The following is a 24,921-nucleotide window of genomic DNA, read 5'->3' as shown; positions in this document are numbered from 1 at the left end:
GCCGCTGACGCTCCGTTAACCACGTCGCCGCTATCCGGACGGGATGGACGGCGTGCACAGGACGACGCGGCAAACGCCCACAGGGCTCGACGACGCGCTGATCGTGGTGCTGATCGTCGCGCTGCTCGGCCTCGGCTACGCGCTGAACGCGCCGCTCATGCTGATGGACGGCGACACCGGCTGGCACCTGGCGACGGGCCGCTGGATCGTCGCGCACGGCCAGGTGCCGACCACCGACCCGTTCTCCTTCACCGCGCGCGGGCGCTTCTGGGTCGCGCACGAGTGGCTCTCCGACGTGGCGATGTTCGTCGCGTGGCGCGCCGGCGGGTGGAGCGGGCTGATCGCGCTGACCGCCGCCGCTTTCGCCGCGCTGCTCGTCATCACCGGCCTTCATCTGCGACGCTGGCTCGGCGGCCCCGCGATCCTTGCCGCGCTCGCGCTGCTCGGAATGGCGCTGGGCAACACGCTGATCGCCCGCCCGCACGTGCTGGCCCTGCCGCTGCTCGCCGGCTGGGTCGTGCTGCTGCTCCGTGCCCGCGCGCAGGATCGCGCGCCGTCGCCTGGCTGGGCGGCGCTGATGCTCGTCTGGGCCAACGCGCATGGCAGCTTCCTGCTCGGCCTGGTGCTGGCGGGCGCCTTCGCGCTCGAGGCGCTGATCGACGCTCCGACCCGGCGTCGATGGCTGGTGGTACGGCGATGGGCCGGCTTCGGCCTCACGAGCACGGGCGCGGCGCTGCTCACGCCGAGCGGCATCCACGGCCTGTTCTACCCGCTCTACGTCAGCCGATTGGCGCTGCTGCCCTATATCCAGGAATGGCGCCCCGTCGACTTCGCGCAGCCGGGCCCGTTCGAGCTGCTCCTCCTCACCGGCCTGTTCGTTCTGCTGGTCAGGCCGACGCGGGTTCCGCCGATCCGCCTGCTGCTGCTGCTCGGCGTGCTGCACCTCGCGCTCCAGCACATGCGGCAGGTCACGGTGTTCGCGATCCTGGCGACGCTGATCCTGGCCGAGCCGATCGGCCGCGCGTGGACCGGCGCGACGGCCGCGCGATCCCGACCGGTCGGGCGCGGCGACCGAGCGGCGATCGGAGTCGCGATCGTCATCGCCCTCGGCCTCGCGGCGGCGCGCCTCGCCGTGCCGGTCGAGCGCACCGACAGCGAGGGCGTGCCGACCAGCGCCATCGCCGCGCTGCCGCCCGCCCTGCGTACTCGAGCCGTGTTCAACGAGTACAGCTTCGGCGGCGCGCTGATTCTGGCCGGCATCCGCCCGTACATCGACGGCCGATCGGACATGTACGGCGACGATTTCAGCATCGATTACTTCCGCATCGCTGCCGGTGACCGCCGTCGATGGCGAGCAGCGGAGCGGCGCTGGCGGTTCGGCTGGACGATCCTGCCGCCCGGCAACCGGATCGTCACGATGCTCGACGCCGATCCGCGCTGGCGACGCGCGTACGCGGATGCCACGGCGGTCGTTCACGTACGCCGCCGATCCCCCTGATCGGCGGTCGTTTTTCCGCGGGCGCTTCCGCTGACCGCCGCGAACGCGTATAGCACCGCTCGCCATCATGACCGCTGCCACCCCGCTCCTGCCCCCCGCCGACTGGCGCGATTTCCTGGCGCTGACCAAGCCGCGGGTGATGACGCTGGTCGTCTTCACCGGCCTGTGCGGGATGCTCGCCGCGCCCCCCGTCAACGGCCACACGATCCACCCGGTGCTCGGCTTCACCGCCATCCTGTGTATCGCGCTCGGCGCCGGTGCCGCGGGCGCGCTCAACCAGTGGTACGAGGCGGATATCGACGCGGTGATGCGCCGCACGCAGAAGCGCCCGCTTCCCGCCGGACGGATGGACCGCCAGGCGGCGCTCCATTTCGGCATCGGCCTATCCGCCTTCTCGGTGATCCTGATGGGACTGGCGGTGAACGTCGCCGCCGCCGCGATCCTGACGGTGTCGATCCTGTTCTACGTCCTCGTCTACACCGTCTGGCTGAAGCGCCGCACGCCGCAGAACATCGTGATCGGCGGTGCGGCCGGCGCCTTTCCGCCGCTGATCGGCTGGGCGGCGGCGACCGGAGACGTCGCGTTGCTGCCGTTCCTGATGTTCATGCTCGTCTTCCTGTGGACGCCGCCGCATTTCTGGGCGCTCGCGCTGTTCGTGAAGACCGATTACGCCAATGCCGGCGTACCGATGCTGCCCGTGGTGGCAGGCGAGCGGGTGACGCGGACGCAGATCGGCCTCTACACCATTCCCATGGCGCTCGCCGCGGTGCTGCCCTGGCCCCTCGGCCTCACCGGCCCCATCTATGGCTGGACGGCGATCGTCACCACCGCGGTGTTCGGCGCGCTGGCGGTGCGGGTGGCGACCCGCACCACGGGCGCCGACGATCGCATGACTCCGGAGAAGCGCTTGTTCAGCTACTCGATCCTCTACCTGTTCGTGATCTTCGGCGCGCTGGTCGCCGATCGCTGGGTGCTCGCATGACGCCGGAGGAACAGGACCTGATCCGTCGGCGCCAGCGCTCCCGCGCGCTGGTCGTGGCGCTGCTGCTTGGCGCGCTCGTGCTGCTGATCTTCGGCATCTCGATCGCCAAGATCCAGCTCGGGATGCAGCACTGATGGCCGGCGGCGCGCGCCGGACGGCGATCCTGGCGGTCGTCGGCATCTGCTTCATGACCGGGCTCGCCTGGGCCAGCGTGCCGCTCTACCGCATGTTCTGCCAGGTCACCGGCCTCAACGGCACCACCCAGCGCGGTCTCGCCGCCCCCGGAGCGACGGATCGACAGGTCCGGGTCGATTTCGACGCCAACGTCAGTCCGAAACTGGCCTGGAAGTTCGCGCCCGAACATCCGTCGGACACGGTCGCGGTCGGCGCGCGCGACATGGCGTTCTTCACCGCCACCAACACGTCGAACAAGCCCCTCACCGGCACCGCCACCTTCAACGTCACGCCGGCGCAGGCGGGCAAGTATTTCACCAAGATCCAGTGCTTCTGCTTCACCCAGCAGACGCTGCAGCCGGGCGAGACGGTGCGGATGCCGGTGATATTCTACGTCGACCCCAAGATGCTGGCCGACAGCGACGCCGCCGACATCCAGACGATCACCCTGTCCTACACCTTCTATCCCAGCGATGCCGAGGGCAAGGCGGACCGGGGCGCCTGATCGCGTTCCCCCGTCATGCCGGGCTCGTCCTGGCATCCAGAGCCACCAGAACCAGCGCTGCTTGACCCTGGCCCCCGGGACAAGGCTCTCCTGAGCTTCGCCGAAGGGCCCGGCGTGGCGGAGGTTTGAAGGCACACGCCTTATTGCCGCTCCCGCGCATCCGTCCTAGAGCAGGCGCCCAAGAGCAAACAGGGAAGCGACGATGGCCGGCGCCAAGAACCACGACTATCACATCCTGCCACCCGACATCATGCCGTTCTACACGTCCATGGCGGCGCTGCTGATGGCGATCGGCGGGCTGATGTACATGAAGGAGGCGCCGGGCGGCGGCTGGGTGCTGATCGCCGGCACCGTGGCGGTGCTGTTCGGCATGTACAGCTGGTGGGCCAAGGTGATCCGCGAGGCGTACAACGGCGATCACACCCCCGTCGTCCAGCTCCATTTCCGCTACGGCATGATCCTGTTCATCGCCTCGGAAGTCATGTTCTTCGTCGGCTGGTTTTGGGCCTTTTTCGACTTCTCGCTGTTCCCCACCGCGATGAGCGTGGTCGACGGCATCGTCGAGCGCGCGGTCGACGCCGCCGCCGCGGGCACCGCGACATGGCCGCCCAAGGGGCTGACGGTCATCAACGCGTTCGAGCTGCCGCTCCTCAACACGCTGATCCTGCTTACATCCGGCACCACCGTCACCTGGGCGCACCACGCGCTGATCCACGACCAGCGCGGCGGCGAGAAGACCGGCCTGTGGGGCCTGATCGGCGTCGGCAACCGCGACGGTGTGTTGAAGGGTCTGTGGCTGACGGTGATCCTGGGCGTGCTGTTCAGCGCCATCCAGGCGTACGAGTACGCGCACGCCCCCTTCCCCTTCAAGGGGCTGAACTACGGCGCCGCCTTCTTCATGGCGACGGGCTTTCACGGCTTCCACGTACTGGTCGGCACGATCTTCCTGATCGTCTGCCTGATCCGCGCCTACAAGGGCGACTTCACCCCCAGGCAGCATTTCGGCTTCGAGGCGGCCGCCTGGTACTGGCACTTCGTCGACGTGGTGTGGTTGTTCCTGTTCGTCACCGTCTACGTCTGGGGCGGCTGGGGCGCGCCGGTTCACGGTGGTTGATCGCGGGCTGATCGCACCGGCATGACCAACCCGAACGGCGCGGCGGAGGGCACCCCCTTCGTCGCGCCTTCTCTTTTGCAGGCCGCGCTGAAGGGTCTCTGCCCACGCTGCGGCTGCCCCTCGCTGTTCGCGGGAGCGATCCGCTTCGCCCCGCGCTGCTCCGCCTGCGGGCTGGACTTCGACCGCTACAATGTCGGCGACGGTCCCGCGGCGTTCCTCACCCTCGTCATCGGCACGATCGTCGTCGCCCTCGCCATCTGGCTCGAACTCGCGGTCGGCCCGCCCTTGTGGGTGCACATGGCGATCTGGATACCGGTCACCGCCGCCGGCGTCGTCGGGTCGCTCCGCTTCGCCAAGGCCGCGCTGATGGCCGCCGAGGTCCGCAACGCCGCGCGCGAGGGTCGCATCCGCCCCACCGGCGACCTGTCCGCATGAGGCGCATCCCCATCATCTCCACGATCGTGGTGACGCTGGCGGTCGCGACGATGATCGCGCTCGGCCTGTGGCAGCTGCTCGACCGGCTGCCCCGCAAGGAAGCGTTCCTCGTCCAGCTGGCGACCAACCCGGCCAAGCCCGTCATCGCCTTTCCGCGCGACGCCGACGAGGCGCTGCTGTTCCGGCGCGCCTCGGCCGTCTGCCCCGCGCCGACGTCGATCCGCTTGGCCGGGGCCGGGGCATCGGGATATCGCGCCATCGCCGAGTGCCCCCCGGCCGGCGACCAGCCTGCGCTGGCGGTACAACTCGGCACCACCCGCGATCCCAACGCGCATCCGCGCTGGGCCGGCGGGCCGGTCGTCGGGCATCTCGCCCATGCACCGACCGGCCAGTCGCTGATCGGCGCCGCGCTCGATCCCGCGCCGCCACGGCTGATGCTGGTGGCGAGCCCCCCCGCCGCCGGGCTTCAGCCCAATCCCGCGCCCGATGTCGACGCGGTGCCCAACAACCACCTTGCCTATGCGGGGCAGTGGTTCTTCTTCGCCGCGGTCGCCGCCATCATCTACGTGCTGGCGGTCGCGCGCCGCCGCCGCTAACGCGGCCTCCATGCGCTACGTCAGCACCCGTGGGCAGGCGCCCGTTCTCGATTTCCGTGCCGCGACGCTGACCGGCCTCGCCGCCGACGGCGGACTCTACCTGCCCGAGGAATGGCCGCGCTTCTCGCATGACGAGATCGCCGCCCTCGCCGGCCTGTCCTATCCGGAAACCGCCGCCCGCGTCATGCTGCCCTTCGTCGGCGACGCGCTCGACCATGGCGAACTGCTCGCCCTGTGCGAGGCCGCCTACGGCCGCTTCCACCACGCCGCCGTCACCCCGCTCGTCCAGCTCGATCACGACCAGTGGCTGTTGGAGCTGTTCCACGGCCCCACCCTCGCCTTCAAGGACGTGGCGCTGCAACTGCTCGGCCTGTTGTTCGAGCGGTTCCTGGGCGGCACGGACAAGCACCTGACGATCGTCGGCGCGACCAGCGGCGACACCGGATCGGCGGCGATCGACGCGGTCGCGTGGCGCGCGGGGGTCGACATCTTCATGCTCCACCCCGCGGGTCGCGTGTCGGAGGTGCAGCGCCGCCAGATGACGACGGTGCTCGCCCCCAACGTCCACAACATCGCGATTGGGGGCGATTTCGATCAGGCGCAGGCGCTGGTGAAGGCGATGTTCGCCGACCGGACGCTCGCCGATCGCTACGCCCTGTCGGCGGTCAACTCGATCAACTGGGCGCGCCTGCTCGCGCAGGTCGTTTACTATTTCTACGCCGCCGTCCGCCTCGGCGCGCCCGGCCGCAGCATCGCTTTCTCGGTGCCGACGGGCAATTTCGGCGACGTGTTCGCCGGCTACGTCGCCGCGCGGATGGGCCTGCCGGTGGCGAAGCTCGTCGTCGCGACCAACGTCAACGACATCCTCCACCGCGCGCTGTCGACGGGCGATTATTCACGCGGGACCGTGCAGCAGACGGCGACGCCGTCGATGGACATCCAGGTCTCCTCCAATTTCGAGCGGCTGTTGTTCGATCTCGGCGGGCGCGACGGCGCGGCGCTGGCGGCGCAGATGGCCAGGTTCGAGGCATCGGGCGCGATGCGGCTCACCAACGCACAGTCGCAGGGCGCCGCCGGTCTGCTGACCAGCATGCGCGTCGAGCCCGACGACATGGCCGTCGCCATGCGCCGCGCGTGCGAGGAAGCGGGGCAGGTCATCGACCCGCACACCGCCATCGCCCTCGCCGCCGCGCGCCGGCTGGGCGGCGACGCCCCGGTGGTGACGCTCGCGACGGCGCACCCCGCCAAGTTCGTCGACGCGGTGGAGCGCGCCACCGGCGTCCGCCCCGCCCTGCCCGCGCGCGTCGGCGACCTGTTCGAGCGCGAGGAGCGTTTCGTCACCCTGCCCGCGACGCTGGAGGCGATCGGCGGCTACGTCGCCGAGCACGCCACCCCGTCCGCGTAAGGGTGACCGCATGAAGCTCGACACGCTGATCGGCGAGCCCTGGGCCGATTACGGCCTCGTCGATTCGGGCAACGGCCGCAAGCTCGAACGCTACGGCCGCTACCGCTTCGTCCGGCCCGAGCCGCAGGCGCTGTGGGCGCCCGCCACCGATGACTGGCGCGCCGCGGGCGAATTCGTCCCCGGCCGCGACGAGGACGGCGGCGGCCAGTGGCATTTCGCCGATCCCGTCCCGCGTGAGGGCTGGCGCCTGCGCTGGGACGATGTCGCCTTCCAGGCGCAGACCACCCCTTTCCGCCACCTCGGCTTCTTCCCCGACATGGCACCGGTATGGGGCTGGATGCGCGGGCGGATCGCCGGCCTCGACGCACCCGAATGCCTCAACCTGTTCGGCTATACCGGCGTCGGCACGCTCGCGCTGGCGGCGAAGGGCGCGCGCATGGTCCATGTCGACGCGTCCAAGAAATCGGTCGAGGCGGCGCGCGCCAACGCCGTGCTGTCGAACATGGCGGACAAGCCGGTACGCTGGATCGTCGAGGACGCCGCCAAGTTCGTCGCGCGCGAGGTGCGCCGGGGTCGCCGCTACGACGGCATCCTGCTCGATCCGCCCAAATACGGCCGGGGTCCGGAGGGCGAGGTGTGGCGGCTGGAGGAACAGTTGCCCATGCTGATCGGCGACTGCCGCCGCCTCCTGGACGATCGATCGCGCTTCCTGTTCCTCACCGTCTACGCCGTCCGCATGTCGGCGCTGGCGATCGGCGAGATGCTGGCCCAGGCGTTCGCCGACCTGCCCGGCCGGGTCGAGGCGGGCGAACTCGGCGTCCGCGAGGAAGCCCGCGGGCTGACATTGCCCACCGCCATCTGGGCGCGCTGGTCGCGGAACTGATCGGCCGCCGGCCTCTACCCTCGCAACGCCACCGCCCGCGCGAACACCGCCTCGAACATCGGCGCGGTCAGCCGGCCGGTGTTCTGGTTGTAGCGCGAGCAGTGATAGCTATCGATCAGCACCCGTCCGTCGGGCAGCACATGCTCGGCCAGATGCCCGAACTTGGCGCGGCTCGGCGCGACGCCCAGCGTGCGCAGCGCGGTGTCGTGCGCGATCTGCCCCAGCGCGATCAGCACGCGCACCTGCCCCAGCCCTGCGAGCGGCGCCGCCAGGAACGGGCGGCACGTCCTGATCTCCTCGGGCGTCGGCTTGTTGGCGGGCGGCAGGCAGCGCACGCCGTTGACGATCGCCGCGCCGTGCAATTGCAGGTCGTCGTCGGGGGTCGCCCGGAACGTGCCGGTCGCCAGCCCGAACTTCAGCAGCGTCGCGTAGAGCAGCTCGCCCGCGAAATCGCCGGTGAAGGGCCGCCCCGTGCGGTTCGCCCCGTGCTTGCCGGGCGCGAGCCCCACCACCGCCAGCCACGCCGCGGGATCGCCCCAGGCGGGCACCGGCGCGTTCCACCAGTCGGGATGCTCGGCGCGCAGTTGCTCGCGGAACGCGACCAGGCGGGGACATAGCGGGCAATCGCGCGGCGGCTCGGTCCGGGGCAGCACGCAGGGTGGAAAGGCCATCGTGCCCGCGTAAGGGGGCGCGATGGGGACCACAACCTACGCGATCGCGCTCGGCGCCAACCGCCCGACCCGCCACGGCCGCCCGGCCGCCGCGATCGCACTGGCGCTCGACCGGATCGGCGGGGTGGTCGCCGCCTCGTCGACGATCGAGACGCCGCCGCTCGGCCCCTCGATCCGCCGCTTCGCCAACGCCGCCGCGCTGATCGAGAGCGACGAGCCGCCGCCGGTGCTGCTCGCGCGGCTGAAGCGGATCGAGCGCGCGCTCGGCCGCCGCCCCGGCCGCCGCTGGGGCGCGCGCCCGATCGATCTCGACATCGTGCTGTGGTCGGGCGGTCGCCACGCCACGCGGGCGCTGACGATCCCGCATCGCGAGTGGCATCGGCGCCGTTTCGTGCTCGCCCCGCTCGCCGAGATCGCGCCCGGCTGGCGCGATCCTGATAGCGGCCGTACCGTGCGCCAACTGCTCACCGAGGTTGACCGCCGCCGCCCCCGCACCTAGTCCCCCGCCAGCGACACGTGGGTCCGTAGCTCAGTCGGTAGAGCAAGCGACTTTTAATCGAGAGGTCCCGGGTTCGAGCCCCGGCGGACCCACCATCGCCCCCGCCCCCGATCAGTCCCGCAGCAGCGGCGCGTGCCGGTCGACCAGCACCGCGCTCGCCCGGTTCAGCCCGACGACCTCCACCGCGATGCCGTGGCGGCGCAGGGTGGAGACGACCTCCTCCAGCGCGCCGACCGCGGTGATATCCCACAGATGCGCCTCGGTGAGGTCGATCCGGGCCGCCGCGGCGGTGTCGCGCCGGTCGAACCGGTCGGCGAAGATCTCCGCGCTGGCGAAGAAGATCTGCCCGGACACGGTGTAGAGCCGCGTGTCCGTCGCCGCGTCATAGTCGACGCGCACGTCCATCAGCCGCGTGACCTTGAAGGCGAAGAACACGCCGCTCAGCAGCACGCCCACCGCGACGCCGGCGGACAGGTCGCGGGTGGCGACGGTGACCGCCACCGTCGCCAGCATCACCACGCCCGACACCTTGGGATGGCGGCCCAGGTCGCGCAGCGATCCCCAGGAAAAGGTGCTGATCGACACCATCACCATCACCGCGACCAGCGCCGCCACCGGCACCTGCGCGATCCAGGGGCGCAGCGGCACCATGACGATCAGCAGGAACACGCCCGCCACCAGCGTCGACAGCCGTCCGCGCCCGCCATAGCGCACGTTGCCCACCGTCTGCCCGATCATGCCGCAGCCGGCGATGCCGCCGAACAGCCCGGCCGCCGCGTTGGCGAGGCCCAGGCCGGTACATTCGCGCGCCTTGGAACTGGTCGTCTCGGTCAGGTCGTCGACGACGCGCGCCGTCATCATCGATTCGAGCAGCCCCACCGCCGCCATCGCCAGGGCATAGGGCGCGACGATCGCCAGCGTGCTCCACGCCAGCGGCACGCCCGGCCACGCCGCCGTCGGCAACGCATCGGGCAGCCGGCCGAGATCGGCGACGACCGGCAGCGGCATCGGCACCGCGACGCTGATCGCGGTCAGCACCAGGATGCAGATCAGCGGCGACGGGATGGCGGTCGTGATCCGCGGCAGCAGGTAGATGATGGCAAGCCCCAGCGCGATCATCGCGTAGCTGTGCCACGTCACGCCGATCATCTGCGGCACCTGCGCGGAGAAGATCAGGATGGCGAGCGCGTTGACGAAGCCGGTCCGCACCGATCGCGACACGAAGCGCATCAGCACGTCCAGCCGCGCCAGCCCGAACGCGATCTGGAACAGCCCGGCCAGGATCGTCGCGGCGAGCAGATAGGGCAGCCCGTGCGCGTGGACCAGGGCCGCCGCGACCAGCGCGACCGATCCCGCCGCGCCCGAGATCATCGCCGGGCGCCCGCCCGCGACCGCGATGACGATGCCGATCACGAACGACGCGAACAGTCCGACCTCCGGATCGATGCCGGCGACGAAGGAGAAGGCGATCACTTCCGGGATCAGCGCGAAGGTGCCGACCATGCCGGCCAGCACCTCGCGCCGGGCACCGGCCGCGCCGGTGAACCACTCGGCACGGTAACGGGAGAAAGAGGAGGCGTTCATGGGACACTCGTGTTCACGAGGCATCGCGCGGCGGCCGCGGGTGGCGCGGCGGAAGGGATGGGATGCCTGTCGCGTTGTCCGGCGGATCGGCGGCCGGAATAGCCACCCGGGTTCGCACCGGGTCCTGACGAATGCGCGCCTGCTACCGCCGAACGGCCGCCGGCACAACTTTTCCGAGCGGCGGGAGCCTGCCCGCCCCCGCCGCTTCCGTCATGCCGACGGAGGACTCGCCTTGCAGGCCCCCGCTTGACCGATCCGCCGCGACGCGCGTTGTGGCCGCATGCTGACCGCCCTGCTGCTCGCCGCCACCGCACCCGACTTCGATCCGTTCCGCTTCTTCGCTGGCCAGACGCGGGGCGAAGGGCAGCTGAAGGTCGTGTTCCGCGCCCGCACGCCCATCGCCGTCCGCGGCGTCGGGCGGGTCGAGGCGGACGGCACGCTGGTGCTCGACCAGACGGTGCGCGAGGGAAGCAAACCGCCGCGCACCCGCCAGTGGCGCCTGCGCCGGCTGTCGCCGACCCGGTATCAGGGAACGCTCACCGACGCCCGCGGCCCCGTGATCGGCGATGTCGAGGGGCCGCGCCTCCACCTGCGCTTCACCAGCACGGACGGCTTTCGCGTCCAGCAATGGCTGACGCTGGCCGCCGACGGGCGCTCGGCGGCGAACCACCTGCAAGCCAAGCGCTTCGGCGTCACCGTCGCGACGCTGGAGGAGCGCATCACCAGGATCGACTAAGGACGGATCGACATTCAGCAAAGAGGACGCGGTTCCAAGCCTTTCTCACCCCGGCGAAGGCCGGGGCCCAGTTGGGAGAGGGCTGTAGGAGGGGTGGGACGCCTCGCATGCACGTTCTCCATCTGGCCCCCGGCCTTCGCCGGGGTGGCAAGAACGTGAATGTCAATCCGGCCTAGAACGCCGGTCCTGCGGTCCGAAGGTGGGGACGCGTCGTCATCGCCGGACGTCGAGTCCGCCCTCCAGAAAGACGTCGATGTCGGCCTGACGGAACAAGGCGGCGTCGCCCGGCAGCGAGTGTTTGAGCGCGGCGAGCGCGAGGCCGGTGCGCGCGGCGCCGGTGCTGTCCTGGCCGGTGCGCAGGCCGTGGAGGACGCCCGCGGCGAAGGCGTCGCCGCCTCCGATCCGGTCGACGATGCCGGCGAGCACCACCTCGTCGGTCTGCGCGACGCCCTCGCGCGTGTCGATCCGTGCGGACAGGCGGTTGAGGTCGACGTGCTCGACGACCCGCGCGGTGGAGGCGATGGTGCGGAGGTTGGGAAAAGCGTCGAAGGCGGCCTCGGCGGCGGCGCGGCGGCGATCCTCGCCCCGAAGACCTTCGGCGCCGGCGAAGTCGTCGCGGCCGAGAAGCAGCGCCACGTCCCGGTGGTTGCCGAACATCAGGTCCGCGTGCGCGACGATGCGCGTCAGGATCGCGCGGGGGTCGGCATCCCACCGCGCCCACAGCTTGCCGCGCCAATTGCCGTCGAACGACACCGCGATGCCGCGCGCCGCCGCCGCCTCGGCCGCGGCCACCGCGCTCTCGGCGGGAACGGGGCCGAGCGCGGGGGTGATGCCCGACAGATGGAGGCGGTCGACGCCGGTGAGGATCGCGTCCCAGTCCCATGCCTGGGCGGGCGCCTCGGCGAAGGAGGACCAGGCGCGGTCGTAGACAACCTCGGTCGCGCGCATCCCCGCGCCGCTGGTGACGAAGTAGAGCCCCATCCGCTCGCCACCCGACTGGATGTGTCGCACGTCGACGCCGTGGCCGCGCAAGGTGGCGACGGCCGCGTGGCCGAGATCGTTGGCGGGAACGCGGCTGGCGAAGCCGACGTCGTGGCCGAGGCGGGCAAGCTGCGTCGCGACGTTCGCCTCGGCGCCCGCGACCCACACGTCGAGCCGCGGCGTCTGGAGCAGCAGCTCGCGCCCGGGGGGCGACAGGCGGAGCATGATCTCACCGAACGCCAGGAACTGGGGCATTCACCTTCTCCTTCATGCCTCGTCCTCGACGGGGAGGATGTGGCGCATCACCGCGCCGATCGGCCGCCGCCCGACGCGGTGCGGTCAGAGGCGATAGGCGCGGCGGACGAGGCCATCGGTCAGCTCGCGCGCGAGCTCGGCCGCCTCCCAATCCTCGATCCGGTGCTCGGCGACGAGGCGGGCGAGGAAGCCGCAGTCGACGCGGCGCGCGACGTCGTGGCGCGCGGGGATCGACAGAAAGGCGCGGGTGTCGTCGTTGAAGCCGACGGTGTTGGCGAAACCCGCCGTCTCCGTCGTCGCCTCGCGGAAACGGCGCATCCCCTCCGGCGAATCATGGAACCACCAGGCGGGGCCGAGCTTCAGGCACGGATAATGGCCGGCGAGCGGCGCCAGTTCGCGCGCGTAGCTCGTCTCGTCCAGGGTGAAGAGGATCACCGACAGGTCGCGGCTGGTGCCGACCACGTCGAGCATGGGCTTGAGCGCGTGGACGTAATCGGTGCGCGTCGGGATGTCGGCGCCCTTGTCGCGGCCGTGGCTGGCGAACAGGCCGGCATTGTGGTTGCGGAACGATCCGGGATGGATCTGCATCACCATGCCGTCCTCGACCGACAGTTTCGCCATCTCGGTCAGCATCTGCGCGCGGAACAGCTCGGCGTCCGCCGCCGTCCAGCTCCCGCCCGTGATGCGCGCGAACAACGCCTCGCACTCGGCCGTGGAAAGATTGGCGGTCTGCGCCGTGGGGTGGCCGTGGTCGGTCGCGGTGGCACCGGCCGCGCGGAACGCGGCGCGGCGCTTGCGGTGCGCGGCGAGATAGCCGTGCCAGCCATACACGTCCTCGCCGGTCAGCTCGGCGAAGCGCCGCATCGCCCCCGCGAACTGCTCGTGCTCGACGTCGACGACACCGTCGGGGCGGTAGGTGGTGACGACGCGGCCCTGCCACCCCGACGCGCGGATCGCGGCGTGCGCGGCGAGGTCGTCGTGCGCGCCCTCCGTGGTGGCGAGGAAGTCGATGCGGAACCGGTCGAACAGCGCCCGCGGGCTAAAGGCGTCGGTGGCCAGCGCGGCGCCGATCGCGTCGTAATAATGATCGGCGGTCGCCCCCTCCAGCGCCACGTCCAGCCCGAACACCTCGGCGAAGACGTGGTCGAGCCACAGGCGCGACGGCGTGCCGCGGAACAGGTGGTAATGCTCCGCGAACAGCCGCCACGCCGCGCGCGGGTCGGTCGCGGGCGTCCCCGCCCTGGACGGGATCGCCAGCGCGTCGAGGTCGATCCCCTGCGAGTAGAGCATCCGGTAGAGATAATGGTCGGGCGCGAGCAGCAGCGTCGTGGCATCCGTCCAGCGCTCGTCCGTCGCGAACCAGTTCGGGTCGACATGGCCGTGCGGGGAGACGATCGGCAGGTCGGCGATCTCGGCGTAGAGCGCGCGCGCGATGCCGCGGGTGGCGGGATCGGCCGGGAACAATCGGTCGGGATGGAGCGCCAGCGGCCTCGTCACGGATATTCTCTCCTGTCGCGCCATCGGCTGCGCGGGTTTGGTAACCGGTGTCAGAGGTCCAAGTCAATCAGGTGCCTTGATCCTTCCCTGGAAGGGGAGGTGGCATGCCGAAGGCATGACGGAGGGGTGTCACCGGCTGCTCGAATCCGCTTCTTCGCCAGCGGGGACACCCCTCCACCATGCTTCGCATGGTCCCCCTCCCCTTGCAGGGGAGGACTTCAGTCGCTCGGCGCCGCGACCGAGGCGCGGCGGATCAGCGTGGAAAGGAACAGCGACGGCTCCTCCACGCCGTCCGCCTCCGGGTCGGCGATCAGCTTCAGCGTCGCCGAGCGCGCCATGGAGGCGATCGGCCAGCGCACGGTGGTGAGCGGCGGCCAGACATGCGCGGCGATCGGCGTGTCGTCGAACCCCACCACCGACAGGTCGCCCGGCACGTCCAGTCCGCGCTGCCGCGCCGCGTGGATCACGCCGGCCGCCATCTCGTCGTTGCACGAGAAGATCGCGGTGGGGCGCGGCACCGCGTCCAGCAGCCGCTCGGCGGCGACCAGCCCGCTCTCGAACGTGTAGTTGCCGTCGGCGATCAAGCTGCGGGGCAGCGAAATGCCGCCCTGGGCCAGCGCCTCCTCGAACCCGCCGCGCCGCTCCCGCGCCGAGCGGAAGCCGTGCGGCCCGCCGATCAGGCCGATGCGGCGATGCCCCTGGTCGATCAGATAGGCGGTGGCGGCGCGCACCGCGTCGCGATCGTTGGACGCGACCATCCGCTCGGGCGCGTCGAGCATCGCCGATCCCATCCGGACGTAGCGGCAGCCGATCTCCGCACAGGCGCGCGCGACCAGGTCGTTCTCGCTCACCGGCGGCATCAGCAGCACGCCGTAGGGGCGCTGCCGCTCCAGAAAATGCTTCAGATCCTCCAGCATCGTCGCCGACCCCCGATCGATCGGGCGCACCACCATCTCGAACTCGGTGCCGTGCAGCGCCTCCAGCATCCCCTGCTGCACGTTCATCACCGTCTGCGCGTTGGGATTGTCGTGGACCAGCCCGATCAGGAAGTTGCGGCGCAGCGCCAGCGCGCGCGCCTGCGGATTGGGGACGTAGCCGAGTTCGGCGATCACCGCCTCCACCCGCGCCCGCGTCTCGCCGCCCAGCAGCGGCGAGCGGTTGATGACGCGGCTGACCGTCTTCTTCGACACGCCGGCGACGCGCGCGACGTCGTTGATCGTGGGCTGGCCGGTGCGCTGCATCGGGCACGGCATAGCCGTGGGCGCCCGCGCCTGTCCAACCCGCCGCCGCTTGCGCCCGCCCCGGCGCTACGGCATATGACACCGGTTACCGAAACCGGAACGCACGAGAGGGTGGAATGGCCGAGGCGCTGCTGATCGACGCGAACGACGATGTCGCGACGCTGCTGGAGGACGCCGCCGCGGGCGAGCAGGCGGCGGGCGTGACCCTGATCGATCCGGTCGGCCGCGGCCACAAGCTGGCGCTCCGCTCGATCGCGGCCGGGCAGGCGGTGCGCAAATACGGCTACCCGATCGGCCGCGCGACGCGCGCGATCGCGGCGGGCGAGCACGTCCACCAGCACAACGTCGCCACCGCGCTGGGCGGCGCGGGCGAGTATCGCTACCGGCCGGCCGCCCCCGCCCCCGCCCGCCCCGCTCTGCCCGCGACCTTCGAAGGCTATGTCCGCGGCGACGGGCGCGTGGGCACGCGCAACGAGATCTGGGTGCTGCCCACGGTCGGCTGCGTGGCGCGCACGGCGGAGCGGATCGCGGCGCGCGCGGCGGCCATGCTCGGCGACCGGGTCGACGGGGTCCACGCCTTCTCGCATCCCCATGGCTGTTCGCAGCTCGGCCACGACCTGGCCGGCACGCGCGCGATCCTGGCGAGCCTCGCCTGCCATCCCAACGCGGCGGGCGTGCTGATCGTCGGGCTCGGCTGCGAGGAGAATCAGGTCGCGGCGCTGGTCGGCGAGATCCCCGAATGGCGCCGTCCGGCGATCCGCGTCCTCGCCGCGCAGGCGAGCGACGACGAGGTGGCGGAGGGCGTGGAGAAGGTGATCGCGCTCGCCGCCCTCGCCGACGTGAAGCGGACGTCGGTGCCGCTCGACCGGCTGGTGCTGGGCGTGAAATGCGGCGGGTCGGACGGGCTGTCGGGCCTCACCGCCAATCCGCTGGTCGGCCGGATGAGCGACCGGGTGGTCGAGGCGGGCGGGCGCGTGCTGCTGACCGAGATCCCGGAAGTGTTCGGGGCCGAGCAGATGCTGATGGATCGCGCGGTCGACGACACGGTGTTCGGCGCGGTCGTCGACATGGTCAACGGCTTCAAACGCTACTTCCTCGACCATGGCGAGCCGGTGTCGGAGAATCCTTCCCCCGGCAACGTCGCGGGCGGCATCACCACGCTGGAGGAGAAATCGCTGGGCGCCGTCCAGAAGGCGGGGCGCGCGCCGCTGTCGGACGTGATCGGCTATGGCGATCGGGTCCGGCGCGACGGGCTGACGCTGCTCGAAGCCCCCGGCAACGACGCGGTGTCGTGCACCGCGCTGGTCGCCGCGGGCGCCACCGCGATCCTGTTCACCACCGGCCGCGGCACGCCGCTCGGCTTCCCAGTGCCGACGGTCAAGATCGCCACCAACCACGCGCTGGCGCAGCGCAAGCCCCAGTGGATCGACTTCGATGCCGGCACCGTGCTCGACGACGGGTTCGACGCGGCGGAGGCGGCGCTGATCGACCGCGTGGTCGCGATCGCCTCGGGCGAGGAGACGGCGGCGGAGCGCAACGAGGAACGCGAGATCGCGATCTGGAAGCGCGGGGTTACCTTGTGAATCGGGCCGTGGTCCTGTCGAACGACACGCTGGCGCGGCTGCCCGCCGCGATCCCCGCCCCGCGCGACCGGGGCGGGGTGGGCGTCGGCATCGTCCATTTCGGCCCGGGCGCGTTCCACCGCGCGCACCAGGCGGCCTATGTCGACGCGCTGCTCGACCGCGATCCGCGCTGGGGGATCGCCGCAGTGTCGATGCGCAGCCGCGGCACGGTCGACGCGCTCGCCCAGCAGGACGGGCTCTACACGCTGGCGATCCGCGACGCGGCGCCGTCCTTCCGGGTGATCGGCGCGCATCGCCGCTTCCTGGGGCCGAGCGACGCGGCCGAGACGCGGGCGCTGCTCGCCGATCCGGCGGTCGGGCTGGTGACGACCACGGTGACCGAGAAGGGCTATTGCCTCGCGGCCGACGGCACGCTCGACCTGGCGCATCCCGACATCGTTCACGACCTGGCCGGGCCGGCGGTGCCCGCCAGCGTGGTCGGCTGGATCGTCGCGGGGCTGGCGGCGCGGCGCGCGGCGGGGACCGCGCCCTTCGTCATACTGCCGTGCGACAATCTGGCGAGCAACGGCGCCAAGATCCGCGCCGCGCTGATCGCCTTCGCGCGCGCGACCGACAGGGGCCTCGCCGACTGGATCGAGCGGCAAGTCGACGTCCGCTCGACCATGGTCGATTCGATCACCCCGGCGGGCGACGAGGCGCTGGCGCACGACGTGGCCGCGGCGCTCGGCGGCCTCGCCGACGACGCGGCGGTGCAGCGCGAGGCGTTCACCCAATGGGTGATCGAGGACAACGGCCGCCCGCTCGGCCCCGACCTGGCGAGCGTCGGCGCGACGCTGACGCCCGACGTCGCCGGCTACGAACGCGCCAAGCTGCGCATCCTCAACGGCGCCCACTCGACCCTCGCCTACGCCGGGCTGCTGCGCGGCCACGCCGGCGTCGCCGAGGCGATGCGCGACGAGGCGCTGGCCGGCTTCGTCGACGCGATGATCCGGCGCGACATCGTGCCCGCGCTGCCGCCGGTGCCGGGCCTCGATCTCGACGCGTACCGCGCCGCGGTGCTCGACCGGTTCTGCAATCCCGGCATCGTCCACCGGCTGGAGCAGATCGCGCAGGACGGGTCGCAGAAGCTGCCTTATCGCCTCGGCGACACGCTCGCGGCGAACCGGGCGGCGGGACGGATGCCCGGCCACGTCGTCGCCGCGCTCGGCTGCTGGGTCGCCTTCCTGATGACGCGCGCGGCGGCGGGGACGGCGATCGTCGACCCGGCGGCCTCGCGCCTGGCCGAGGTGGCGCGCGGCGCCGATCCGGCGGCGGTGGTGCGGACGCTGGCGGACGAGGCGATCGGCTTCCTGCCCGGCCTCGCGGCCGACCCGGCGGCGGTCGAGGCGATCGGCACCGCCGCGGCGCGGGCCGCCGCCGGCCAATGGAACGCCCTGTTGGCGAGCGATTGCTCATGACACCGGTTCCCCATAGCATCGGCGCGACGGAGAAGGGGGAGGATGCGTGACGCAGATCGTTGAACAGGCGACCCCCGCGCGTGCCTTCGTGGAGGCACGTCGCACCGGCACGGCGCTGCCGCACTTTCCGGGCGTGATCCCTGCGACACTGGACCAAGCCTATGCGGTGCAGGACAAGGCGCTGGCACTCGCCCGCCGCCGCGTCGCCGGGTGGAAGGTGGGCAGGATCGCCCCGCCGGTCGACGGGCAGAACCGCCTCGCTGGCCCGATCTTCGCCGACCAGGTGGCGGACGGCGAAGGGGTGCCCGCCATGCCCGTCATCGCCGGCGGCTTCGCCGCCGCGGAGGCCGAGTTCCTGCTCCGCCTCGCCGCCGCACCCGATCCCGCCAAGACCCGCTACACGATCGAGGAGGCGCGCGCGCTGGTCGACGCGGTGCACGTCGGTATCGAGGTGGCGGGCTCGCCCTTTCCCGGCATCAACCGCCACGGCCCTGCGGTCACCATCGCCGATTTCGGCAACAACAACGGCCTGGTCGTCGGCCCCCTCGCCGACGGATGGCAAGAGGCCGACCTGGATGCCTGGCCGGTGACGCTGACGATCAACGGCGCGGAGGTCGGCCGCGCCACCACCGCGACGATGCTCGACGGCCCGTTCGGCGCGGTCCGCTTCCTGCTCGAGCACATGGCCCGCCGCGGCATCGCCCTGGACGCGGGGACGTGGGTGTCGACCGGGGCGGTGACCGGCGTCCACCCGGTCGGGCCGGGCGACCGCGTGGCCGCCGATTTCGACGGCCGCTGGACGGTCGAGTGCAGCATCGGGGCCTCCTAGAAGGCCCACCATAATGGCCCGCCAAGAGGCCGCACAGGAGAGAGTGTCATGGAACCAACCGCCCCCGGCGCCGATCCCGCGGTCGCCGACGCGTCGGCACGCGTCGGCCGTTATCGCTGGGTGATCTGCGCGCTGCTGTTCGCGGCGACGGCGATCAACTATATCGACCGGCAGATGATCGGCGTGCTCAAGCCGACGCTGAAGGACGAGTTCGGCTGGTCGGAAAGCGACTTCGCCACCATCATCTTCTGGTTCCAGCTCGCCTACGCGATCGGCTATGTCGGGTTCGGGCGGATCGTCGACGTGGTCGGCGCGCGCGCCGGCTACACGATCGCGATCCTGGTGTGGACGGTCAGCCACATGGCGCACGGACTCGCCACCAGCATCACCACCTTCGCGATGGCCCGGTTCGGCCTGGGCGTGGGCGAGGCGGGCAATTTCCCCTCCGGCATCAAGGCGGTGACAGAGTGGTTCCCGCAGCGCGAGCGGGCCTACGCGATCGGGCTGTTCAACGCGGGCGCCAATATCGGTGCGATCGTCACGCCGCTGCTGGTACCGGCGCTGGTCCTCGCCTTCGACTGGCGCGTCGCCTTCTACGCGACGGGCGTGTTCGGAATGCTGTGGCTGGTCGCCTGGCTCGCCATCTACCGCGACCCCGAGCGGCACCCGCGCGTGTCGGCGGCCGAGCTCGCCTATATCCGCCAGGACCCCGCCGATCCGGTCGAGCCGCTGTCCTGGGGCCGTGTCGCCACGCATCGCGAGACCTGGGCCTATGCGCTGGCCAGGTTCTGCATCGACCCGATCTGGTGGTTCTTCCTGTTCTGGCTGCCGGGCTACCTGTTCGACCGCTACGACCTGGACCTGAAGACCTTCGGCCTGCCGCTGGCGGCGATCTACCTGATCTCGGATTTCGGCAGCATCGCCGGCGGCTGGCTGTCGTCCAAGCTCATCGCGCGCGGGCGGACGCCCAATGTCGCGCGCAAGCTCACCATGCTGATCTGCGCCTTCTGCGTGCTGCCGATCTTCTTCGCGCAAGGGATCGCCAGCGTGTGGGGCGCGGTGGCGGTGATCGGCCTGGCGACGGCGGCGCACCAGGCCTTTTCCGCCACACTATACGCCATCCCCTCCGACACATTCCCCCGCACCGCCGTCGGCTCGGTGGTGGGGATCGGCGGCACGGTGGGGGCGATCGGCGGCATGGGGATGGCGCTGTTCACCGGCTATGTCCTGGATGCGACCGGCAACAACTACTCCGTCCTGTTCGCGATCGCCGGCAGCGCCTACTTCGTCGCGCTGCTCGCGGTGCACCTCCTCTCGCCCCGGCTGGCGCGCGTCGATGCGCGCTAGTCTCGTCCTTGATCCGGACAGGACGTCCGCAGCCCCGCCCTCACCTCAGTTCCGTCGGGGCGCGGCCAAACGGGCTGATCGTGAACGTCGGGGTCGGATCAGGACCAGCGCAACAAAACCGCGCGAGGACGACTGCCCGTCGGCTCGTGATACGCGCGTCGGTGTGTCGAGAGACTTCCACGACGAAGGCGCGATCGGGAGTCATCCTTTGGCGGCGCATGGCTCGATAAGGTCCCAGCGGTTGCCATAGATGTCTTCGAAGACAGCCACGATGCCGTAGGGTTCGTGGCGGGGCGCCTCGACAAAGCGGATGCCCCGCTCCGTGTAAGCAAGATGGTCGCGGGCGAAGTCGTCCGTCTCGAGGAAGAGGAAGACGCGGTCGCCGCTCTGATCGCCGATCGCCTTTCGCTGTCTGTCGCCGACAGCGCGCGCCAGCAACAGGCCGCTTGGCGCGCCGTGCGGTGCGATCACGACCCAACGCTTGCCGTCGCCCAGCGTCGTGTCCTCCTGCAACTCGAAGCCGAGCTTCCCTACGAAGAACGACAGCGCGGTGTCGTACTCGTCGACGAGAAGGGCGGTCAGGTGCAAGCGGTAACGGTTGTTCGTGCCACTACGCCCGGGCTTGGTCGACTTACCCGGGCAATGCGGCTCCATCCGTTCAGTCCGCCTCCCGGTCAGCGGCACCCGGCCGCGCGATATCCAGGAGCAGTTCGTCGAGGCCGGCGAGCAGGAAAGCGAGCGTGTCGGGATGCGTGAGACGGCCGTCCGTCATCTTCTGGTGAACCGAACCAACGACCGCCTGAGGCCGGAGCACGACACGTACGCCGATCGAGGAGAGGCTCTCGTTGAGCGGCGCATGGGCACGAACGCCGCCGAGCGCGCCGGGGGACGAGGTCATCGTCAGGGCCGTCTTGCCCGTCAGCGTGGATGCCCCAACCGGCCGCGAGGCCCAATCGAGCGCATTCTTCAACACGCCGGGAATGCCGTGATTATACTCCGGTGATGCGACGATCAGGCCATCGGCCGCGGCGATCGCGGCACGTAGCTTGGCGACGCCCTCCGGCGGCGTATCCGTATCGTGATCCTGGTTGTACATCGGCACGTCGCCGAGTGTCAGCACCGTGATCGCCGCCTTGCCGGCAGCGGCGTCGGCCAGGCTGCGGAGAAGCGCCGTGCTATACGATTCCGCGCGCAGGCTGCCGGAAATGGCGAGAAGCGATGGACAGGACATGGAACTTCCTTCTTGGGAACGGTGCTTGGGATGGTCGGCGTGAACGCGGTGAAAGGCCGGTTTGCCAAGCGGGCAATCCGCAACTCAACGTCGGCAAGAATGACAACGTTCAGCCGCCCGTCCTCTCCACCGCGTACCGTCCTAGAGGCGTAGCGGCGGCCGCAGGGTTATTTGTCGCGAACGACCGCGATTGCGGAAATCTCCACCATCATCCCGACCTGCGCCAGGCTGTGGACGGTCACGGTCGTGCTCGCCGGGAAATTGCCGTCCGGGAAGAACTCGCGACGGACCGGCAGCAGCGGTTCGAGCAGGCGCGGATCGGTCAGATAGATGGTGACCGAGACGACATCCTTCATGCTGCCGCCGGCCCGTTTCACGACGTTGTCGATCGCGCGGAAAGCCACGCGCGCCTGACCCTCGGCGTTCCCCGCCATGGATCGTCCCTGTTCGTCGACCAGCCCGGTCTGGCCGGAGATCCAGACCGTCCGTCCCCCTTCGGTTACGACGCCCGAGGAGTAGCCGCGCGACTGTGCGGCGTCGTCTTTCAGATAGGTCTGCGCCTGCGCCTGCGAAGACGCGCAAAGGGCCGCTCCTGCCGCCATCGCCAATACTCCCGTTCTCGTCATGTCGATCGATCCATCGTTCCGTTGCGCGCTGTATCTGACTTAGCGACTCGGAACGACGGCCAGAGGTGCAATTTGCACCATCATGCCCGGCTGCGCCGAAGCCGACACCGGCACCAACGTGCAGGTCGGACACCGATCGACGAACAGCTTGGTCATTTTCTCATGGATAACGTCGAGAAAAGGCAAGCGGCGCTTGGCTTCTCGTCTATTTTTCGTTCCAAGCGACCTTATGCATCCGCTTCTACCACCAAAGGCCGGGCGCACCTTGTGAGGGATCGCCACTCGGAAATGGTACATACCGCCGTCGCGCCCGATAAATACGCGCTCATACGTCCCCGCTATGTTTGTAGCAGACACCCGTCGCAAGCATCGATTTGTCGAAAGCCCCAAGCAGATGAGTAACTTGGGATAGGTGGTGCCGCTTACAGGACTCGAACCTGTGACCCCCGCATTACGAAGGCTGCTCAGGCAACCGTCAAAACTGTTTGTTTACAACAGCTTAAGCGGAGCCCTGCCCAACTTCTATTCGCCGACCCACGTAGGTCCCAGACTCGCCTTTCTTCGTGCATCAGCCACTTCCTAGCTAGAGCGCTTTAGCGTGGGAAATGCTAGGAAATGAACCTGCGCTATACCTGCGAGGCGACGTCGACCGGGCGCGTCACAATGATGGTCGGTCGCGCTGCAACGATGTCGCGGCTCGCCGCCCCAAACGCCTTGAAGTGGTCGGACGCCATGTGGGCCTGGACGGCTGCGTTGTCGACGTACAGTTCGTTGAACACGAAGCGCCGCTCACCCTCCGCCTCTCGCCAGAGCTCGTAGTGCAAGACGCCCGGTTCAGATCGGGATGCGGTGATGCAGGGCCCGGCAGCGGTCACGAACGCCTCCTCCTTACCGGGGTTCACGGACACGAAGGCTATGACTTTGACGGGCATGCGGCGGTGCTCCTTCAATCTGGCCCATACGTGCGAGGCATCGGCCGCGCTGGCAAGCTCGATAGTCGGTATTCCTCGATCCGCCGGAGCGCCCTTCGTTATGGCGCTGAGACGCTCGATTGACGAATCGTCAACCTTCCCGAGCCAGACGCACCGCGTGACGTACAAGCTTGATGCCCGCACTTTGGAGGAGGACTGCCTTCGCCAGGTGCTGCTCGCCGCGTTGGCTGAAACCGACGAGGTGCGCCTCGTTCATCACGAGTTGGAACAGTTCTACCGAACGCAGCTTGTCGCTATGGAACTCGCCGGTCGCCTCGATGACGTACTGCGGTCGGATCCTCTCCCGTCAACGTAGATAGACTACGCAGCAGGGACAGCGATGCCGTGCTGCGTTCTGCGATTGCTGGCAGCGCCGCCACCATGCTCGTCGACCATGGCTCATAGCTCTGCTTCTGCTTGGAGGATCGGCGGACTTTCTGTCCTGCGACGATCTCGGGTCAACTACGTTCGTGTGGTCCACTCCTCTGATCACCATCGAGCCGCACAGCTGTATCTCGCGCGATCTCCTCCACGGCGACTTGCAGCAACAAATCGGACAGCCGAAGCGCGTCGATAGGTGTAAGCGTCAGCGACAGTGCGTCCGCCTCAACGATAATGTAGCCGTGCGATGCCACGACCGCTTGCAGTGAGTGCGCCTTGAACGTCATGGCGTGCTATGACGTTACGGAACGCAAGGCTCTACGGCCGATTGCAACTTAATCACCCGGTTCATCGCAAAAGTGGTTTTCCAATTCCTTACCGGCAAATAGCTCGCATAAGGTCCTGCCGCAGCGGGCGGCCCGCTACCCGTGCTTGACCGTCGTCAGGGGCTTCGTCGAATTTTGTGCCGACCAACCCGCGCCCGTAGCGTCATCACAGCAGGTAGGTTGGCGCCGATCACCGCAAAGGAGTTACGACGCAACATGGGGCAATGTGCGACGGATTGGCGCGGAGCCGAATTGCCTCCGCCGAGGGTTGAAGCTGTATATCGGAGAGACGACGATGCGCAGTTCACCTTTTCTGGACGACCCACGCGACCTGCTGGCACATCACGTGGCGCTGGCGGTGGCGTCGCCGATGGAGGAATTGGCTGCGATCCACATCCGTGCCGCTGAGCACCATGCCGAACTCGCGAAGGCCAGCCTTCTTACCCTCAACGCTCCGTTCGTGACCCCTAGAGGTTTGCGCGTCACGCTAGGCTCAAGAGCAACATGACCAGCGACATTGCACGCCTGCGGAGTCTGCGAGCAACGCTCGATGAGATGTTGCGTCCCGGTTTCGGAGAAGGTGACGAGGCAAGCATCGAGGCGGCCCGGTTGGAGATCGGGCGCATCGAGGCGGATTGGCCGGACACCCGATTGAGAGATGCTCACCGCCAATCGGATGATCAGGACGCAGCGGTCGAACGGGACGCTATCGCGGCTGAAATACAGCGGCGCGGGATTGAGGCACGATGACTGTCGCCGCTGCTTGGTTTGTCCATCGCTGTGGATCGGCGTGGAAAAGGGACCCCGATAGCGGGGTGATCGGCGTCGAAAAAGGACCCCTCATCCCGGTGGTCTAGGCTGCTCGCTTGGCGGTGTGTCAGGCGGCGAGATCGGGATGCTGGTATTGGAGACGGTATTGAGGATCCGGCGCGAGCACGCGTCGGGGAAGGCCATCAAGGCGATAGCGCGGGACCTGCACCTATCGCGCAAGGTGGTGCGCAAGGCGATCCGGGCGCCGGAGGCGGACATGGGTTACCGGCGGGAGGTGCAGCCGCTGCCGAAGCTGGGGCCGTTTCAGGCGCAACTGGACGCGTTGCTGGAGGAAGACGAGGTA

The 24,921-nt window shown here is 69.8% G+C and carries 28 protein-coding genes, 1 tRNA gene, 2 pseudogenes and 1 other annotated feature; of the genes and pseudogenes, 20 read left to right on the top strand and 11 right to left on the bottom strand.

Features of this window, described 5'->3' with window-relative positions:
* Positions 1 to 43 precede the first annotated feature (43 nt).
* The 9 genes from BM145_RS09700 (at position 44) to BM145_RS09665 (ending at position 7,592) form a co-directional block, all read left to right on the top strand.
* The gene (locus BM145_RS09700) at positions 44 to 1,498 is read left to right on the top strand and encodes a hypothetical protein (protein ID WP_093333458.1); all 1,455 of its coding nucleotides are present in this window, start codon (positions 44 to 46) and stop codon (positions 1,496 to 1,498) included.
* Positions 1,499 to 1,565: 67 nt separating this feature from the next.
* The gene (locus tag BM145_RS09695) at positions 1,566 to 2,480 is read left to right on the top strand and encodes a heme o synthase (protein ID WP_093333457.1); all 915 of its coding nucleotides are present in this window, start codon (positions 1,566 to 1,568) and stop codon (positions 2,478 to 2,480) included.
* Positions 2,477 to 2,614, top strand: coding sequence for a hypothetical protein (locus BM145_RS16060; RefSeq protein ID WP_177200155.1), 138 nt, complete (start codon positions 2,477 to 2,479; stop codon positions 2,612 to 2,614). The genes BM145_RS09695 and BM145_RS16060 overlap by 4 nt, the downstream gene beginning before the upstream one ends.
* The gene (locus BM145_RS09690; protein ID WP_093333456.1) at positions 2,614 to 3,159 is read left to right on the top strand and encodes a cytochrome c oxidase assembly protein; all 546 of its coding nucleotides are present in this window, start codon (positions 2,614 to 2,616) and stop codon (positions 3,157 to 3,159) included. Before BM145_RS16060 ends, BM145_RS09690 begins: the two co-directional genes overlap by 1 nt.
* A gap of 202 nt (positions 3,160 to 3,361) precedes the next feature.
* Positions 3,362 to 4,273 carry a cytochrome c oxidase subunit 3 gene (locus BM145_RS09685; protein WP_093333455.1) on the top strand — a complete coding sequence of 304 codons (912 nt, stop codon included), beginning with the start codon at positions 3,362 to 3,364 and terminating at the stop codon, positions 4,271 to 4,273.
* A gap of 21 nt (positions 4,274 to 4,294) precedes the next feature.
* The gene (locus tag BM145_RS09680) at positions 4,295 to 4,708 is read left to right on the top strand and encodes a DUF983 domain-containing protein (RefSeq protein WP_093333454.1); all 414 of its coding nucleotides are present in this window, start codon (positions 4,295 to 4,297) and stop codon (positions 4,706 to 4,708) included.
* Positions 4,705 to 5,304 (top strand): SURF1 family cytochrome oxidase biogenesis protein, encoded by a 600-nt coding sequence (locus BM145_RS09675; protein WP_093333453.1) that lies wholly within the window; start codon positions 4,705 to 4,707, stop codon positions 5,302 to 5,304. Before BM145_RS09680 ends, BM145_RS09675 begins: the two co-directional genes overlap by 4 nt.
* A 10-nt stretch (positions 5,305 to 5,314) precedes the next feature.
* The gene (thrC, locus tag BM145_RS09670) at positions 5,315 to 6,709 is read left to right on the top strand and encodes a threonine synthase (protein WP_093333452.1); all 1,395 of its coding nucleotides are present in this window, start codon (positions 5,315 to 5,317) and stop codon (positions 6,707 to 6,709) included.
* 10 nt (positions 6,710 to 6,719) lie between these two features.
* On the top strand, positions 6,720 to 7,592 hold the full coding sequence (locus BM145_RS09665; RefSeq protein WP_093333451.1) for an RsmD family RNA methyltransferase: 873 nt from the start codon (positions 6,720 to 6,722) through the stop codon (positions 7,590 to 7,592).
* 14 nt (positions 7,593 to 7,606) lie between these two features.
* Here BM145_RS09665 and BM145_RS09660 read toward each other — a convergent pair whose 3' ends face one another.
* Complete coding sequence (locus tag BM145_RS09660; protein ID WP_093333450.1) at positions 7,607 to 8,263, bottom strand: uracil-DNA glycosylase; 657 nt, start codon at positions 8,261 to 8,263, stop codon at positions 7,607 to 7,609.
* A gap of 22 nt (positions 8,264 to 8,285) precedes the next feature.
* Between BM145_RS09660 and folK the strand changes: the two genes are divergently transcribed.
* Entirely contained in the window at positions 8,286 to 8,762 is a 477-nt protein-coding gene (gene folK, locus BM145_RS09655) for a 2-amino-4-hydroxy-6-hydroxymethyldihydropteridine diphosphokinase (RefSeq protein WP_093333449.1), read from the top strand.
* A gap of 19 nt (positions 8,763 to 8,781) precedes the next feature.
* Positions 8,782 to 8,857, top strand: a tRNA-Lys gene (locus BM145_RS09650).
* Between the two features lie 16 nt (positions 8,858 to 8,873).
* Here BM145_RS09650 and BM145_RS09645 read toward each other — a convergent pair.
* A complete protein-coding gene (locus BM145_RS09645; RefSeq protein WP_093333448.1) occupies positions 8,874 to 10,346 on the bottom strand; it encodes a SulP family inorganic anion transporter in 1,473 nt (490 codons plus the stop codon).
* A 72-nt stretch (positions 10,347 to 10,418) separates the two neighbouring features.
* Positions 10,419 to 10,474 (bottom strand) — a sequence feature (sul1 is cis-regulatory element that is thought to sense ions involved in sulfur or methionine metabolism; They are found in Alphaproteobacteria).
* A 152-nt stretch (positions 10,475 to 10,626) separates the two neighbouring features.
* Between BM145_RS09645 and BM145_RS09640 the strand changes: the two genes are divergently transcribed.
* Positions 10,627 to 11,082 carry a DUF3833 family protein gene (locus BM145_RS09640; protein ID WP_093333447.1) on the top strand — a complete coding sequence of 152 codons (456 nt, stop codon included), beginning with the start codon at positions 10,627 to 10,629 and terminating at the stop codon, positions 11,080 to 11,082.
* A gap of 213 nt (positions 11,083 to 11,295) precedes the next feature.
* Here BM145_RS09640 and BM145_RS09635 read toward each other — a convergent pair whose 3' ends face one another.
* The 3 genes from BM145_RS09635 to BM145_RS09625 form a co-directional block, all read right to left on the bottom strand.
* Positions 11,296 to 12,318 carry a sugar kinase gene (locus BM145_RS09635; RefSeq protein WP_093333446.1) on the bottom strand — a complete coding sequence of 341 codons (1,023 nt, stop codon included), beginning with the start codon at positions 12,316 to 12,318 and terminating at the stop codon, positions 11,296 to 11,298.
* An 84-nt stretch (positions 12,319 to 12,402) separates the two neighbouring features.
* Entirely contained in the window at positions 12,403 to 13,815 is a 1,413-nt protein-coding gene (uxaC, locus tag BM145_RS09630; protein ID WP_245739238.1) for a glucuronate isomerase, read from the bottom strand.
* A gap of 218 nt (positions 13,816 to 14,033) precedes the next feature.
* Positions 14,034 to 15,056, bottom strand: coding sequence for a LacI family DNA-binding transcriptional regulator (locus BM145_RS09625; RefSeq protein ID WP_093333444.1), 1,023 nt, complete (start codon positions 15,054 to 15,056; stop codon positions 14,034 to 14,036).
* Between the two features lie 116 nt (positions 15,057 to 15,172).
* On the opposite strand from BM145_RS09625, the gene BM145_RS09620 reads away from it, so the two are divergent.
* Genes BM145_RS09620 through BM145_RS09605 form a run of 4 tightly spaced genes read left to right on the top strand, consistent with a single transcriptional unit; the run spans position 15,173 to position 20,272 of the window.
* Positions 15,173 to 16,639 carry a UxaA family hydrolase gene (locus BM145_RS09620; protein ID WP_093333443.1) on the top strand — a complete coding sequence of 489 codons (1,467 nt, stop codon included), beginning with the start codon at positions 15,173 to 15,175 and terminating at the stop codon, positions 16,637 to 16,639.
* 8 nt (positions 16,640 to 16,647) lie between these two features.
* On the top strand, positions 16,648 to 18,096 hold the full coding sequence (locus BM145_RS09615; protein WP_425441091.1) for a mannitol dehydrogenase family protein: 1,449 nt from the start codon (positions 16,648 to 16,650) through the stop codon (positions 18,094 to 18,096).
* A 46-nt stretch (positions 18,097 to 18,142) separates the two neighbouring features.
* A complete protein-coding gene (locus tag BM145_RS09610; RefSeq protein ID WP_093333442.1) occupies positions 18,143 to 18,925 on the top strand; it encodes a 2-keto-4-pentenoate hydratase in 783 nt (260 codons plus the stop codon).
* Between the two features lie 48 nt (positions 18,926 to 18,973).
* On the top strand, positions 18,974 to 20,272 hold the full coding sequence (locus BM145_RS09605) for an MFS transporter (protein ID WP_093333441.1): 1,299 nt from the start codon (positions 18,974 to 18,976) through the stop codon (positions 20,270 to 20,272).
* A gap of 201 nt (positions 20,273 to 20,473) precedes the next feature.
* Here the strand turns inward: BM145_RS09605 and BM145_RS09600 are convergent, their stop codons facing one another.
* The 5 genes and pseudogenes from BM145_RS09600 to BM145_RS09580 form a co-directional block, all read right to left on the bottom strand.
* Positions 20,474 to 20,860, bottom strand: coding sequence for a VOC family protein (locus BM145_RS09600; protein ID WP_342741807.1), 387 nt, complete (start codon positions 20,858 to 20,860; stop codon positions 20,474 to 20,476).
* A gap of 70 nt (positions 20,861 to 20,930) precedes the next feature.
* Positions 20,931 to 21,503: an NADPH-dependent FMN reductase gene (locus BM145_RS09595; protein ID WP_093333439.1), complete on the bottom strand. Its 573-nt coding sequence runs from the start codon at positions 21,501 to 21,503 to the stop codon at positions 20,931 to 20,933.
* A 167-nt stretch (positions 21,504 to 21,670) separates the two neighbouring features.
* The gene (locus tag BM145_RS09590) at positions 21,671 to 22,105 is read right to left on the bottom strand and encodes a RidA family protein (protein ID WP_093333438.1); all 435 of its coding nucleotides are present in this window, start codon (positions 22,103 to 22,105) and stop codon (positions 21,671 to 21,673) included.
* Positions 22,106 to 22,315: 210 nt separating this feature from the next.
* Positions 22,316 to 22,426, bottom strand: a pseudogene (locus BM145_RS16620) (DUF6538 domain-containing protein); the annotation flags it as partial.
* Between the two features lie 329 nt (positions 22,427 to 22,755).
* Complete coding sequence (locus tag BM145_RS09580) at positions 22,756 to 23,061, bottom strand: putative quinol monooxygenase (protein WP_093333437.1); 306 nt, start codon at positions 23,059 to 23,061, stop codon at positions 22,756 to 22,758.
* Positions 23,062 to 23,161: 100 nt separating this feature from the next.
* On the opposite strand from BM145_RS09580, the gene BM145_RS09575 reads away from it, so the two are divergent.
* A complete protein-coding gene (locus BM145_RS09575) occupies positions 23,162 to 23,416 on the top strand; it encodes a hypothetical protein (RefSeq protein ID WP_093333436.1) in 255 nt (84 codons plus the stop codon).
* A gap of 142 nt (positions 23,417 to 23,558) precedes the next feature.
* Here the strand turns inward: BM145_RS09575 and BM145_RS09570 are convergent, their stop codons facing one another.
* Positions 23,559 to 23,768, bottom strand: coding sequence for a hypothetical protein (locus BM145_RS09570; RefSeq protein WP_093333435.1), 210 nt, complete (start codon positions 23,766 to 23,768; stop codon positions 23,559 to 23,561).
* Positions 23,769 to 24,075: 307 nt separating this feature from the next.
* Between BM145_RS09570 and BM145_RS15695 the strand changes: the two genes are divergently transcribed.
* The 3 genes and pseudogenes from BM145_RS15695 to BM145_RS09560 form a co-directional block, all read left to right on the top strand.
* Positions 24,076 to 24,315: a hypothetical protein gene (locus BM145_RS15695; RefSeq protein WP_143090151.1), complete on the top strand. Its 240-nt coding sequence runs from the start codon at positions 24,076 to 24,078 to the stop codon at positions 24,313 to 24,315.
* Positions 24,312 to 24,557 (top strand): hypothetical protein, encoded by a 246-nt coding sequence (locus tag BM145_RS09565; protein WP_093333434.1) that lies wholly within the window; start codon positions 24,312 to 24,314, stop codon positions 24,555 to 24,557. The genes BM145_RS15695 and BM145_RS09565 overlap by 4 nt, the downstream gene beginning before the upstream one ends.
* Positions 24,558 to 24,702: 145 nt before the next feature.
* A pseudogene (locus BM145_RS09560) lies at positions 24,703 to 24,921 on the top strand (IS21 family transposase); the annotation flags it as partial.

It is taken from the genome of Sphingomonas rubra (genome assembly GCF_900115745.1).
GTDB classification, from domain to species: domain Bacteria; phylum Pseudomonadota; class Alphaproteobacteria; order Sphingomonadales; family Sphingomonadaceae; genus Sphingomonas; species Sphingomonas rubra.
Note: the sequence above shows the minus strand (reverse complement) of the source record. Positions and strands in the feature narration are given on the sequence as shown.

Coding starts and splice junctions, on each gene's coding strand:
- BM145_RS09700 (WP_093333458.1), top strand. CDS start 44: ATGGACGGCGTGCACAGGACGACGCGGCAAACGCCCACAGGGCTCGAC.
- BM145_RS09695 (WP_093333457.1), top strand. CDS start 1,566: ATGACCGCTGCCACCCCGCTCCTGCCCCCCGCCGACTGGCGCGATTTC.
- BM145_RS16060 (WP_177200155.1), top strand. CDS start 2,477: ATGACGCCGGAGGAACAGGACCTGATCCGTCGGCGCCAGCGCTCCCGC.
- BM145_RS09690 (WP_093333456.1), top strand. CDS start 2,614: ATGGCCGGCGGCGCGCGCCGGACGGCGATCCTGGCGGTCGTCGGCATC.
- BM145_RS09685 (WP_093333455.1), top strand. CDS start 3,362: ATGGCCGGCGCCAAGAACCACGACTATCACATCCTGCCACCCGACATC.
- BM145_RS09680 (WP_093333454.1), top strand. CDS start 4,295: ATGACCAACCCGAACGGCGCGGCGGAGGGCACCCCCTTCGTCGCGCCT.
- BM145_RS09675 (WP_093333453.1), top strand. CDS start 4,705: ATGAGGCGCATCCCCATCATCTCCACGATCGTGGTGACGCTGGCGGTC.
- thrC (WP_093333452.1), top strand. CDS start 5,315: ATGCGCTACGTCAGCACCCGTGGGCAGGCGCCCGTTCTCGATTTCCGT.
- BM145_RS09665 (WP_093333451.1), top strand. CDS start 6,720: ATGAAGCTCGACACGCTGATCGGCGAGCCCTGGGCCGATTACGGCCTC.
- BM145_RS09660 (WP_093333450.1), bottom strand. CDS start 8,263: ATGGCCTTTCCACCCTGCGTGCTGCCCCGGACCGAGCCGCCGCGCGAT.
- folK (WP_093333449.1), top strand. CDS start 8,286: ATGGGGACCACAACCTACGCGATCGCGCTCGGCGCCAACCGCCCGACC.
- BM145_RS09645 (WP_093333448.1), bottom strand. CDS start 10,346: ATGAACGCCTCCTCTTTCTCCCGTTACCGTGCCGAGTGGTTCACCGGC.
- BM145_RS09640 (WP_093333447.1), top strand. CDS start 10,627: ATGCTGACCGCCCTGCTGCTCGCCGCCACCGCACCCGACTTCGATCCG.
- BM145_RS09635 (WP_093333446.1), bottom strand. CDS start 12,318: ATGCCCCAGTTCCTGGCGTTCGGTGAGATCATGCTCCGCCTGTCGCCC.
- BM145_RS09625 (WP_093333444.1), bottom strand. CDS start 15,056: ATGCAGCGCACCGGCCAGCCCACGATCAACGACGTCGCGCGCGTCGCC.
- BM145_RS09620 (WP_093333443.1), top strand. CDS start 15,173: ATGGCCGAGGCGCTGCTGATCGACGCGAACGACGATGTCGCGACGCTG.
- BM145_RS09605 (WP_093333441.1), top strand. CDS start 18,974: ATGGAACCAACCGCCCCCGGCGCCGATCCCGCGGTCGCCGACGCGTCG.
- BM145_RS09595 (WP_093333439.1), bottom strand. CDS start 21,503: ATGTCCTGTCCATCGCTTCTCGCCATTTCCGGCAGCCTGCGCGCGGAA.
- BM145_RS09590 (WP_093333438.1), bottom strand. CDS start 22,105: ATGGCGGCAGGAGCGGCCCTTTGCGCGTCTTCGCAGGCGCAGGCGCAG.
- BM145_RS09580 (WP_093333437.1), bottom strand. CDS start 23,061: ATGCCCGTCAAAGTCATAGCCTTCGTGTCCGTGAACCCCGGTAAGGAG.
- BM145_RS09575 (WP_093333436.1), top strand. CDS start 23,162: ATGGCGCTGAGACGCTCGATTGACGAATCGTCAACCTTCCCGAGCCAG.
- BM145_RS09570 (WP_093333435.1), bottom strand. CDS start 23,768: ATGACGTTCAAGGCGCACTCACTGCAAGCGGTCGTGGCATCGCACGGC.
- BM145_RS09565 (WP_093333434.1), top strand. CDS start 24,312: ATGACCAGCGACATTGCACGCCTGCGGAGTCTGCGAGCAACGCTCGAT.